Here is a 12,454-nt window from a genome sequence, read left to right as displayed (position 1 = left end):
GCAACAACCTTTATTATTTATGCGGTTAAAAATTTTTCTAAGAGCTCGATGTATAATGCTATCCCCTGCTCTATCTCGTGTACGTAAACAAACTCATCTGCCATATGAGAGCGTGTGCTGTCACCTATACCTAGCTTTAAAGATGGACAAGACAAGCAGGCTTGATCAGATAAGGTAGGCGAACCGTAGGTTTCTCTGCCTAATGCAATTCCAGCTTTTACAAGCTTGTGCTCTTTTGGGATACGCGAACTATTTAGCCGCAATGACCGTGGCTGTATTGTGTCACACGGCACATTTGCCGCCATATAATCGGCGATTTCTTGATTGCTGTAATGTTCATTAACTCTCACATCTATAACGAGTTCTACCTGACTAGGCACTACATTATGTTGACTACCCGCATTAATTTGAGTAACTGTAACCTTAGTTGCACCCAGCGTATCAGACACTTTATCAAAAGTTATATTTTCAAACCACTGCAAGGTTTCTATCACATTATAAATAGCCATATTCTCCTTTATATGAGCTGCGTGACCTGCCGTTCCTTTTACTACTGCATCAAAAACAACCAAACCTTTTTCGGCAATGGCGAGGTTCATAAGTGTAGGCTCGCCTACTATGGCAACATCTATTTCTGGTAGATGCGCAAGCATACTATTAAGACCATTTGGACCACTTGACTCTTCTTCAGCAGAAGCTACAATTACAATATTATGAGACATACCCTCACGCTCATAAAAATGAACAAACGCAGTAAGCAATCCTACAAGACTTGCACCTGCATCATTACTGCCTAGACCGTACAATTTCCCGTCCTTGATTTCGGCATTATAAGGATCTCTTGTGTATCCTTTATTTGGCTTAACCGTATCGTGGTGGGAGTTGAGAAGCAATAACGGTTTTGATGCGTCATAATGTTTATTAAATGCGTAGATGTTGTTACGCTTTCGCGAAAGCGTAATCCCCTCCTCCTCTAACCAGTTTATGATAAGTAAAGCTGTGCCGTCTTCTTCGCTAGAAAAACTTTGTGTCTCAATGAGTGATTGCAGCAATGCTACGGCGCTATCAATTTGAGTTTTTAAAGACATAGTGTCGTGTGTTTTATAGTGTTATCGCTCAGTACATCAACCTCGCCCAAATGTACTCTCATAACGCCTTGATCGAGCGCCTCAAAAGCAGTATCTAGTTTAGGAATCATACCTTCAAATATTTGTCCCGCTGTTTTCATCTCTTTATAAAGCCCTTTATCTATGCGCGTTACTATCGATTCATCATTATTTACATCTTCAAGGACACCTGGTTTTGTAAAACAATAAAACAACTGAACGTTATATAAAGAGCTCATTGCTACCGCAATTTTGGCAGCGAGTGTATCTGCATTGGTGTTGAGTAATTGCCCATTACCATCGTGCGTAATTGCAGAAAATACAGGCACTTTACCGTCAGAAAGGAGGTCATTTATAAAACTCACATTTACTCTATCTATATCCCCTACAAAACCATAATCTACCGTAATCACTTCGCGTTTATGCGCTCTCACGGCATCTCCATCTGCTCCAGAAAGTCCTATGGTGTTTTTACCTTTTGCCTGCAGGCCAGCGACAAGTTTCTTATTGAGAAGTCCGGCATACACCATTGTCACAACCTCTAGCGTGGCCTCATCTGTAACCCTTCTCCCGTCTACTTTTACCGGGACAGAACCCAGCTGCTCTTGTAAAGTAGATGCTTTATTTCCTCCACCGTGTATGATAATAGCTGGACCAGAAATTGCCTTAAAATGCGTGTAAAATGAAGTGAGTAGTTCATCATAATCTACAATGTCTCCACCTATTTTCACTACGGTAAGTTGCTGTTTATTCATCATTGTCGAGTATCTTTTTAAGCACCCATTGTGCAGCCCACGTTCTATTACCAGCTTGCTGGATTACAGCGCTTGACTCGGTGTCTAGCACATCATCTGCAATGACAACGTTACGGCGCACAGGTAGGCAATGCATTACTTTGGCTTGATTAGTTCCCTTAAGTTTTTCGGCATTAATCATCCAGTTACTGTCTTGCGATTGCACCTTACCATAATCTTCATAGCTGCTCCAGTTTTTTACATAAATGATATCGGCATTTGCAAAGGCTTCTTTCTGGTTATGAATCACAGGTACTTCACCACGTATCTCTGGGTTAAGATCATAACCCTCTGGATTAGTAATTGTGAAATTCACATTTGCCTTTTGCATAGTCTGGACAAATGAGTTTGCAACTGCGTGTGGCAATGCTTTAGGGTGTGGCGCCCAGGTCAACACAACATTAGGCTTTTTATTTGCTGCACGTAGACTTTCGGTGAGTTCGTAAATCGTGATTGCATCTGTAAAGCCTTGTAGCGGGTGCGCCGTACTGCTTTCTAGATTTACAACCGGCACACTCCCATATTGCATAAATGCAGAAAGTACAACCTCTAGCTCATCTTGACTTTTATCTACCAGCCCTGGAAAAGCTCTCACGGCAAGTACATCACAATATTGCGATAACACCTGCGCAGCCTCTTTAATGTGCTCTGCTTTTGTGCCATCCATCACAGTACCATCTTCAAACTCTAGTTGCCAGCTATCACTGTTTACATTGAGTGTCATCGTCTCCATTCCAAGGTTTTTGGCAGCCTTTTCTGTGCTCAATCTTGTACGTAAGCTTGAGTTAAAAAATAGAAGACCTAAGGTTTTTTGTTTTCCCGCTTTCGCGAAAGCGTACGGATATTCCTTCATATACAGCGCTTCTTTAATCGCCATTTCTAAATTAGGAATATCATTTATAGATATGTAGTTCTTCATAACTCCTTGTGTAATGCTTCAAATAGTAAATCTATCTGTGGTTTTTGAATCGTAAGTGGTGGAAGTATTCTGAGCACGTGTTTGTTTTTTGCCCCTCCCGTAAAAATGTGGTACTCGTAGATGAGTTTTTTGCGTAATGCTCCTACATCGTAGCCTAAGTCTAGCCCTAGCATTAGTCCGCGACCTTTTACAGTCACCCGATTGCCAAAAGCAAGTGCTTTCTCCCTAAAGTAGGTTTCCATTTCCTTTGCGTGTGCCATCAAATGCTCCTTTTCAATCACCTCGAGAACTGCAAGTGTAGCAGCGCAAGCAAGATGATTACCGCCAAAGGTCGTGCCCAGCATCCCATAACGCGCCTCAATAGAGTGATGCACCAGCACACCGCCCACGGGAAACCCGTTACCCATTCCTTTTGCAATAGTGATAATGTCTGGCGTGATATTATATTTCTGAAAAGCAAAGAAATCGCCAGATCTCCCAAAACCAGATTGCACCTCGTCTGCAATGAGTTTTACATCATACTTTTTACAAAGCGCGGCAACATCTTGATAAAACACCTCTGTAGATTGATCTAAACCTCCTACACCTTGTATAAATTCTAAAATCACAGCACAGCAATCTCCTTGTTGCAAAGTTTCCTCTAGTTGCTCTGTATTGCCCAGATCAAGTATGGATACTTTGTGTTGTGCATTTATAGGTGCAACAATACTAGGATTATCGGTAGCTGCTACGGCGGCAGAAGTTCTCCCGTGAAAGCTATTTTTAAACGCTACCACACGACTTTTACCTGTGTCAAATGACGCTAGTTTTAATCCATTCTCATTTGCCTCTGCGCCAGAATTACAGAAAAACAAATCATAATCCTCACAGCCAGAAAGTGCTCCTAACTTCTGAGCAACCTCCAACTGCAGCGGATTCTGAACTGCATTAGAATAAAACCCTATGGCATCCATCTGCGTTTTTAATTTCTCTATATAATGAGGATGCCCGTGACCTATAGAGATCACCGCGTGACCGCCATATAAATCAAGATACTCTTGACCACTTTGATCATACACATAGCATCCCTCTGCCTTAACAGGAGCAACATCATAAAGCGGATATACATCAAATAATTTCATATTCTTTATTTTTAAGCACTATGAGATGCTATTAATTTTTTGATAACTAGCCACGATTCCCTTTATGAGAGAAGAGCTTAGACCTGAATGTTCCATCTCATTGAGACCTTCTATGGTACAACCTTTTGGCGTAGTTACCTTATCAATTTCTGCTTCTGGGTGGTTTCCAGATTTAATAACGAGCGTGGCAGCTCCTAAACAGGTTTGCATAGCAAGTTCTTGCGCTTCTTTTGCGTCAAAACCTAGCTGTATGGCTCCCTGCGTAGTTGCTCTTATCAATCGCATCCAGAAAGCAATACCGCTCGCACAGATTACCGTAGCAGCTTGCATTTGTCCTTCTGGAATAATAAGACTGGTGCCTAGCTTATTAAAAATGGCTTCGGCTATGGCAATGCGCTTTTCGCCTGCTGTATTACTACATAAACAGGTCATACTTTGACCTACAGCAATAGCGGTGTTGGGCATTGCGCGTATAATAAATTGATGATCTCCTACAATTTCAGCGATTTGTGGCACTTTGAAACCTGTGATTGTAGAGATGATAATATGTTTTTCTGTAAGTAATTCTTTAATATCTTCAAGTATACCTGCAAAGTGACCTGGCTGTACTGCAAAAATGAGAATATCACTTTTTGTAACCGCTTCACGATTGTCACTCGTAGTTGTTACTTCCTTGTAGGCATCCCATTTTTCGATACTCGAAATATCTCTTTTAGTAAGATATAAGCTAGTCACCGCATTATTTGTGATGAGTCCTTTTGCGATGGCAAGACCTAAATTCCCCGTTCCAATGATTGCTATTTTCATATGTCTATATCTTAACTATTAGAAATAACTTGCCTTGAGATGGAGACCAGTATCTTGAGCCCAACCAAACATTAGATTCATATTTTCTACAGCTTGACCACTTGCACCCTTTAGGAGGTTATCAATCACACTCGTGATTAATAATTTATTGCCGTGTTTTTCTAAGTGTATAAAGCAGTAGTTGGTATTTACCACTTGTTTGAGATGTAAAGGTGCTCTTACCGCTTTCGCGAAAGCGGAGTCCTTATAAAAATCCTCATAAAGGGCATATGCCTCTTCAATCGTACCCTCATAAAATGTGTAGGCAGTTGCAAAAATTCCTCTAGAAAAATTACCACGCTGCGGAATGAAATGAAGTTCGCTGTTAAAACTCTCTTGCAGCTGAACGACAGACTCTCCTATCTCCCCAAGATGCTGATGATTAAAAGCCTTATAGTGTGAGAAGTTATTATCTCTCCACCCAAAATGCGTAGTAGCACTTGGTTTTACTCCCGCTCCCGTAGCACCTGTAACGGCATTAATATGCACATCTTGGCTAAGTAAAGAAGCGCTCGCAAGCGGCAATAACGCAAGCTGAATAGCAGTTGCAAAACAGCCTGGATTTGCAATATTCTGCGCGTTTTTTATTTCCTCTTTATTGATTTCTGGAAGTCCGTATACAAAAACTCGATCTTGAAAAAAGATATCATTTTTAAGTCTAAATTCATTACTCAGGTCAACAACCTTTGTAGCATCAGAAAATGTATGATTTCTCAAGAATTCGCCAGAATTACCATGACCCAAGCATAAGAAAACTACATCTACCTCACTATTTACTTTACTTGTAAAACTAAGGTCTACGTGAGCAAGATCTTGATGAACAATCCCTACTGCATTACCCGCATTACTTGTGCTGTATATAAAATCTATCTGCACTTCTGGGTGATGAATAAGCAGTCTAATGAGCTCCCCAGCAGTATAACCTGCACCACCTATGATTCCTATTTTTTTCATTTGTTTTGGTTTGCTATAATTCTAGACTGGTTACCTAGTATTTTTATAAATCCTTTAGCTTCGGCGGCGGTCCAGCCTTGGTTTTCTTCTCCGTAACTCGCTACCTTAGATTGCATAAGATCATAATCTGATGTGATGCCTACTACATCAAATCTATATGGATGTAATACTACTTCTACTTCTCCAGTCACCGTATTCTGGCTGCTCTGTAAAAAAGCTTCAAAATCTCTCATTACAGGCTCTAGGTATAATCCCTCGTGTAAGTGAGTTCCATACCACAACGCGATGTTTTCTTTGTGTTGTAATTGCCATTTTGAAAGTGTGTGTTTCTCAAGAGTACGATGTGCTTCTAGTATAATTATAGGAGCTGCAGCTTCAAAACCTACTCTTCCCTTTATACCAATAATGGTGTCTCCCACGTGCATCCCGCGACCTATGGCATACTTGCTTGCGATGTCTTCTAGTTGCTCTATAATCTCCACTGGTGAACCTTGCTTTCCATTAAGCGAAGTAGGTTCCCCTTGTGTAAATCCAATTTTTAAGGTTTGAGAATCGCTAGCCTCTAGCTGACTAGGATATGCATCCTGAGGCAGTGTTTGATGTGAGGTTAGGGTTTGAGCACCTCCTACACTTGTACCCCATAAACCTTGATTTATTGAGTATTGAGCTTTCTCCCAAGACCAAGAAATACCGTGACTCTGTAAGTAATCGATTTCTTGCTTTCGCGAAAGCGTTTGATCTCTTATCGGCGTTATTATTTCTAACTCTGGCACAATAGTCTGGAACGTCATATCAAAACGCACCTGATCGTTACCTGCACCCGTACTACCGTGAGCAATAGCATTTGCATTTTGAGCTTTGGCAAATTTTGCAATCTCTATGGCTTGCACGATACGCTCTGCACTTACAGAAAGTGGGTAACTGTTGTTCTTAAGTACATTACCAAAAATGAGATACTTTACCACCGTATCATAAAAGGTAGCTATGGCATCTATGTTTGTATATGATGTAGCTCCTAGTGCAAGCGCTTTCTCTTTATTATTTGCGATTTCTTGATCTGTAAATCCACCTGTATTTACACTTACAGCGTGCACTTCATATCCCATTTCTGCAGTAAAATATTTTACACAATAGCTCGTATCGAGTCCTCCTGAGTATGCTAAGATTAATTTTTTCATTACTTATTTTTTTTAAGGAATAGCTTTTCCTTTATTTGTTTCAGCCTGTTAAAAACAGGTGCTTTTACAGTATTTTTTTCTGTGGATTTTGATTCTTTTGATGGGTCATAGAGCATCCCCGTGCATAAGCACATCTTTTGCTCTGTACGTGTGAGCACGTCAAAGTTCTTGCAGGTCTGGCAACCTTTCCAGAAGCTTTCATCTGTTGTGAGTTCAGAAAACGTGACGGGTTTATAACCAAGGTCACTATTAATCTTCATCACGGCTAAACCCGTAGTGATTCCGAAGATTTTTGCATCTGGATAACGCTTTCGCGAAAGCGTAAATATCTCTCCTTTAATTTTTTTGGCAAGTCCCTGTCCTCTGAAGTCTGGGTGAACAATAAGTCCAGAGTTGGCAATAAATTTTTCGTGTCCCCAGGCTTCTATATAACAGAAGCCCGCAAAAACGTCTCCCTCTAAAGCGATGACAGCATTACCTGCTTCCATCTTTGAGATGACATATTCTGGAGTTCTACGAGCGATTCCTGTACCACGTACCTTAGATGACTCTGCGATGGTATCACAGATAATCTGAGCATATGGTGTGTGCGAAATCGTGGCTACAACAATTTGCATAGCGATGATTTAAGTTAAAATGTATATTGAAAATGTGACGGTTCCTTTTGTGGAAAACGGGATAGGACTCACCTACCATCCCTCATTAATGAGCTACCCTTACGGGCGGCGGCGGAAGCGTCGTACAGGAACAGGAAGTAATTGCATAGCAGGTCTTGCAGCAAGAAGTGCTGTAAGGCTATTTGAGATATGTGCAATTATTCTATTCATACTAATGGCTCAAAGGTAGCAACTTATTTGAGCTAGCAATGCACTTTTAGTATTAATTATATAAAAACTATCTTTTTTATATAATTAAATAAGATTTTTAGACTTTACTACAAGAATCTTATTTAATGCCTTTTAGATTATGAAATAGTCAACATAAGGGGTTTAAAACAAAAGAGGCTAGCGCATAATGCGCTAGCCTCTTTATAAAAATAATAACTAAATCTTACAGTTACTTTGCAATATTGACCGCTCTGGTCTCTCGTATTACGGTAACTTTTACTTGACCTGGGTAGGTCATATCTGTTTGAATTTTTTGAGAAATTTCAAAAGATAGTGATGAAGCTTTATCATCATTAACCTTCTCACTCTCTACAATAACACGTAGTTCACGTCCTGCTTGAATAGCATAAGCCTTCTTCACACCTTGGAATCCAAAAGCTATTTCCTCAAGATCCTTAAGACGTTGTATGTATGAATCTAATACCTGACGGCGTGCACCTGGTCTCGCTCCACTTATAGCATCACAAACCTGTACAATAGGAGAAAGCAAACTTGTCATCTCAATCTCATCGTGGTGAGCACCTATGGCATTACACACGTCTGGCTTCTCTCCATACTTCTCTGCCCATTGCATTCCTAAGATTGCGTGTGGTGTTTCTGTCTCTGTATCTGGCACTTTACCTATATCGTGCAGAAGTCCAGCTCTACGAGCAAGTTTTGCGTTTACGCCCAACTCTGCTGCCATCACACTACAAAGTTTTGCAACTTCTCTACTGTGTTGTAGTAGGTTTTGACCATAAGAAGAACGGTACTTCATACGCCCTACTGCTTTAATAAGCTCTGGGTGTAAACCGTGTATTCCTAAGTCGATTACTGTGCGCTTTCCTACTTCTACAATCTCTTGCTCAATTTGTCTCGTTGTTTTCTGTACAACTTCTTCAATTCTTGCTGGGTGTATACGACCATCTGTTACAAGTTTGTGTAATGATAAACGAGCCACCTCACGACGCACACTGTCAAAACAAGAAAGTATAATTGCCTCAGGAGTATCATCTACAATAATCTCAACACCCGTTGCTGCTTCAATAGCACGTATATTACGACCTTCTCTACCTATAATTCTACCTTTTACATCGTCACTTTCAAGGTTAAAAACAGATACACAGTTTTCAACTGCTTCCTCTGTTCCTATGCGTTGTATGGTATTAATGATAATCTTTTTGGCCTCTTGCTCTGCAGTCATTTTTGCCTCTTCGATAGAAGTTTGCACGTGCTTCATAGCATCTGCCTTGGCTTGATCTTTCAGAGTAGTTACAAGTTGACTTTTTGCTTCTTCGGCAGAAAGTCCTGAGATTACCTCAAGTTGCTGCACCGTACTCTGGTGCATTTTTTCAGCTTCGGCCTTTTTCTTATCAACGTATTCTAAACGCTTATCGTAATCTTTAATTCTATCTTCAAGAGATTGATTTAATTTTTTATTTCGCGAGAGCTCACCACTTACTTGAGATTCTTTATCACGAGTGCGCTTCTCTGCATCGTTCATTTTTTTATCTCTTCCTAGGATTACTTTTTCGTGCTCTGCTTTAAGCTCGATAAATTTTTCTTTGGCTTGAAGTATTTTGTCTTTTTTGATAGACTCGCCCTCAGACTTAGCTTCTTTTAAGATGCCCTGAGCACTTTTCTTTGCGCGTTTAATGATTTGTGATGCATTGTTACGTTCTAACATTTTTGCAATAAGAAATCCTAGTGCAAGAGCAATCACACCTACTATAAACAAGAGTGCGTTATGTTCCATAATTTTGACTTAATATTATAATGCCTTTACAGGCGCTACTGATGGTTGATTGTTAAGGCTTTTAAGCCTCACTATCTCGCGATGAGATATAAAAAAAGCCCACATTGATAGTGCATTTCGTATAAACTCCTAATAGTAAGGATTAGAGCTATAAAGCTGATCAAGGTTCCGTCTACCTAGAACAAGTCTAGTAACGGCGTGCTTTTACAACTTAGAGTCACTCTTTATAAAAAATAACTGTTGAGTTTATCAAAATAATAATCAATGCAGGCAGTAATATGCTGTTGTATGTAAAGAACGTTATGACAAACTATCATCAAGGAGGTCTGCCAGCTTTTGTAATCTAGCCGCAGTTTCCTCACTTAGAGAGTCTTCACTTATAGTTTTTTGGGTAACCTGAGATGCAAATTGAAGTGCACACATTGCGAGTACATCCTGTTTATCTCTAACGGCATAGCTTTGCTCAAATTGCTTGACCATTGCCTCAATCTCTTTTGTTGCTTTACGCAATCCCTCTTCTTGAGATGGATGAATCGTGAGTGGGTATACACGATCTGCTATAGACAACTTGATTTTGAGCTTGTCTGCCATAATTTATTATTCTGCAAGCGATGCAATACAAGCATCTATCTCACGCACTAAAGAGTTTATCTTTAGTTTGGTTTCCCTTTTATAATCGTTACTGCCTAGTAATGCATTTGCGGTTTTGAGAGTCTTTATCTTCTGCTCACGATTTTCTAACACCTCTTTTAGTTTTAGATTTTCTTGTTGCAATGCGGTAAGTTCTGTTTCCAGTTCTACCCGTGTTTGCTTCACATCTTTGTATTGTTTCAACAAAGCAGCGATTTTGTACTCAAGAGAATCTACAACTTCAGAAAGACTACTCATAAAACATCTGCATTTCTACGTAACACAAAGTTAACATTTGAAAAATAGCCGTGCAATGGATAGTCGTTAAAATTTAAAAGTCACAATTTGTGATAGTAAATCAATACTTTTTTAATGACAAATTTTCTTTTTTAAGCTTTCGCGAAAGCGTAATCACACCCCTTATGATGCTAATAACAATTAGCAAAATTAAATACTTGACGTATCAAACTCTGAGTAAAATGTATATGCATAAACTTAATAACAAATGTTCTTGTGGGGCATTATACCTATTTTTGTAAAAACCAATTTCCTACTGTGACTTTTACAAAAACAACCGAAACGGATTCTCGCTACGACAATTTAGAACATATGAGCACCTCAGAGCTGCTCATTAATATCAATAAAGAAGATAAAACGGTACCGCTTGCTGTTGAAAAAGCCTTACCTCAAATTGAAAAACTTATAGAAGCGATTGTTCTTAAAATGAAAAAAGGAGGACGCCTTTTTTATATGGGAGCAGGCACTAGCGGAAGACTAGGTGTGGTAGACGCCAGCGAGTGTCCACCTACATTTGGTGTAAGTAAAGATCTAGTAGTAGGAATAATTGCGGGTGGTGACAAAGCTATAAGAGATGCTGTCGAGTTTGCCGAAGATAGTACAAATCAAGGGTGGAATGACCTTAAGTCACACAATATAACAAGCGACGATGTTGTAATAGGTATTGCCGCATCTGGCACCACACCTTACGTAATAGCCGCTCTTGAAGCGTGTAATGCAAATACTATTACAACAGGTTGTATTACTTGCAATGCCGGGAGTCCTCTCGCGCAAACGGCTCTTTATCCTATAGAAGTAGTTGTAGGACCGGAGTTTGTAACTGGCAGCTCACGTATGAAAGCAGGTACAGCACAAAAACTTGTGCTGAATATGATCTCAACAGCTTCGATGATTAAAATGGGTCACGTTAAAGGTAATAAGATGGTAGATATGCAGCTTAGCAATGATAAGCTAGTAGATCGCGGTACAAAAATGATTGCAAACCACTTGAAAATAGACTACAACGAGGCTAATAGATTACTAACAGCACACGGGAGCGTGCGTAAAGCGATAGACAACTATGCACACAAATAAAGAAAAGTTACTAAAAGGTGTTAAGCTTATGGGCGGTACACTACTACTTCTCATTACGGCTCCTATTGTTCTCAACTCTTCGTTTAAGAACCAAGACCACCCGATGTTTATACCTGTGTTAGGCATAGGTATAGTTCTACTGGTTGCAGCGATTTATTTTGGTTTCAAAGGAATACGGACTCTTATGGGAGCACTCTTTAATGATTAGTTATCAAAGTAACAACCTATAAACATATTATATACCCTCTCTTTTTGGTACTGGCGTAGAAGGATTGTAACCGAATCCAGGAATTTCTATCTCCACATTTAGCGATTGCATCATATAACTTATAATAGCATAGTGATGCGTTGCGTGTGTATTTGCTTGAGCGAGTATACTCTCAAGTGTATACATAATAGTTTCCTTGCCCTCTCCTAGGTTATCTGTCACCTTAAGTAGGTAATCTGTATTTACTCCTATAAAAGACACTAACCGCGCCTGTATAGCGTTTATCTTTTCCTTTGCTGCTATAGGATTTTTTGAAATTACTTCATCTCGTTTTCGTGCCGTTAGATCAATATTATTTGATTGGAGACCTTCTATAATACAATCAAAAAAGTCTAGTGCGTGACGTATATGAGAACCTATACTGCTATAATAAGGACCAATAGAGGCATCTGTATATGTTTCAAGAGTTATGCTATCTATAAGCGATATAGCATTGCCTAAATTATTGTTTATTGTGCGTACAATTTCCTTTCTCATAGTAATCCCTTTTACCAAATATAATATATAAGAACTTTATAGTCGGTACTTAGAAATTTACATTACAATAAATGAAAGTTTTAAAGAGGTTTTCCTTGACTTTCTTGTATAAAAAAAGCTCCAACACATTTCTGTATTGGAGCTTAAAAAGGCGGCGACCTACTCTCC

General features: G+C 39.5%; 14 protein-coding genes and 1 other RNA gene. 2 read left to right on the top strand and 13 right to left on the bottom strand.

All coding sequences use genetic code 11. The annotated features are described in order from the left end of the window. Positions 1–17 precede the first annotated feature (17 nt). The 12 genes from Q0948_RS09420 to Q0948_RS09365 form a co-directional block, all read right to left on the bottom strand. Positions 18–1,088, bottom strand: a complete 1,071-nt coding sequence (locus Q0948_RS09420; RefSeq protein WP_298351455.1) for a M20 family metallo-hydrolase — start codon at positions 1,086–1,088, stop codon at positions 18–20. Continuing rightward, positions 1,079–1,864: an acetylglutamate kinase gene (gene argB, locus Q0948_RS09415; RefSeq protein ID WP_298351452.1), complete on the bottom strand. Its 786-nt coding sequence runs from the start codon at positions 1,862–1,864 to the stop codon at positions 1,079–1,081. The genes Q0948_RS09420 and argB overlap by 10 nt, the downstream gene beginning before the upstream one ends. Beyond that, the gene (locus Q0948_RS09410; protein WP_298351449.1) at positions 1,854–2,819 is read right to left on the bottom strand and encodes an N-acetylornithine carbamoyltransferase; all 966 of its coding nucleotides are present in this window, start codon (positions 2,817–2,819) and stop codon (positions 1,854–1,856) included. The genes argB and Q0948_RS09410 overlap by 11 nt, the downstream gene beginning before the upstream one ends. Further along, entirely contained in the window at positions 2,816–3,940 is a 1,125-nt protein-coding gene (locus Q0948_RS09405; RefSeq protein WP_298351446.1) for an aminotransferase class III-fold pyridoxal phosphate-dependent enzyme, read from the bottom strand. Before Q0948_RS09405 ends, Q0948_RS09410 begins: the two co-directional genes overlap by 4 nt. A gap of 18 nt (positions 3,941–3,958) precedes the next feature. Then, complete coding sequence (proC, locus tag Q0948_RS09400; RefSeq protein ID WP_298351443.1) at positions 3,959–4,747, bottom strand: pyrroline-5-carboxylate reductase; 789 nt, start codon at positions 4,745–4,747, stop codon at positions 3,959–3,961. A gap of 18 nt (positions 4,748–4,765) precedes the next feature. Further along, positions 4,766–5,740, bottom strand: coding sequence for an N-acetyl-gamma-glutamyl-phosphate reductase (argC, locus tag Q0948_RS09395; RefSeq protein WP_298351440.1), 975 nt, complete (start codon positions 5,738–5,740; stop codon positions 4,766–4,768). Next, the gene (argG, locus tag Q0948_RS09390; RefSeq protein WP_298351437.1) at positions 5,737–6,918 is read right to left on the bottom strand and encodes an argininosuccinate synthase; all 1,182 of its coding nucleotides are present in this window, start codon (positions 6,916–6,918) and stop codon (positions 5,737–5,739) included. Before argG ends, argC begins: the two co-directional genes overlap by 4 nt. Beyond that, entirely contained in the window at positions 6,918–7,535 is a 618-nt protein-coding gene (locus Q0948_RS09385; RefSeq protein ID WP_035336340.1) for a GNAT family N-acetyltransferase, read from the bottom strand. The genes argG and Q0948_RS09385 overlap by 1 nt, the downstream gene beginning before the upstream one ends. Before the next feature lie 439 nt (positions 7,536–7,974). Continuing rightward, the gene (rny, locus tag Q0948_RS09380) at positions 7,975–9,540 is read right to left on the bottom strand and encodes a ribonuclease Y (RefSeq protein WP_035327372.1); all 1,566 of its coding nucleotides are present in this window, start codon (positions 9,538–9,540) and stop codon (positions 7,975–7,977) included. 123 nt (positions 9,541–9,663) lie between these two features. After that, a non-coding RNA gene (ssrS, locus tag Q0948_RS09375) (6S RNA) lies at positions 9,664–9,786 on the bottom strand. Between the two features lie 54 nt (positions 9,787–9,840). Continuing rightward, entirely contained in the window at positions 9,841–10,131 is a 291-nt protein-coding gene (locus Q0948_RS09370; RefSeq protein WP_035327370.1) for a cell division protein ZapA, read from the bottom strand. Positions 10,132–10,137: 6 nt separating this feature from the next. Further along, on the bottom strand, positions 10,138–10,428 hold the full coding sequence (locus Q0948_RS09365) for a hypothetical protein (RefSeq protein WP_035327369.1): 291 nt from the start codon (positions 10,426–10,428) through the stop codon (positions 10,138–10,140). Positions 10,429–10,725: 297 nt separating this feature from the next. Here Q0948_RS09365 and murQ point away from each other — a divergent pair, with 297 nt between their 5' ends. Together murQ and Q0948_RS09355 are read left to right on the top strand one after the other, a co-directional pair. Further along, positions 10,726–11,541, top strand: a complete 816-nt coding sequence (murQ, locus tag Q0948_RS09360; RefSeq protein WP_298351420.1) for an N-acetylmuramic acid 6-phosphate etherase — start codon at positions 10,726–10,728, stop codon at positions 11,539–11,541. Next, positions 11,528–11,749 (top strand): DUF6095 family protein, encoded by a 222-nt coding sequence (locus tag Q0948_RS09355; protein WP_035327366.1) that lies wholly within the window; start codon positions 11,528–11,530, stop codon positions 11,747–11,749. The genes murQ and Q0948_RS09355 overlap by 14 nt, the downstream gene beginning before the upstream one ends. A gap of 27 nt (positions 11,750–11,776) precedes the next feature. On the opposite strand, the gene Q0948_RS09350 is transcribed toward Q0948_RS09355, so the two are convergent. Then, the gene (locus Q0948_RS09350) at positions 11,777–12,286 is read right to left on the bottom strand and encodes a DinB family protein (RefSeq protein WP_298351411.1); all 510 of its coding nucleotides are present in this window, start codon (positions 12,284–12,286) and stop codon (positions 11,777–11,779) included. Positions 12,287–12,454: the final 168 nt, after the last annotated feature.

This window comes from uncultured Dokdonia sp., from assembly GCF_947496725.1.
Classification (GTDB): Bacteria; Bacteroidota; Bacteroidia; order Flavobacteriales; family Flavobacteriaceae; genus Dokdonia.
Note: the sequence above shows the minus strand (reverse complement) of the source record. Positions and strands in the feature narration are given on the sequence as shown.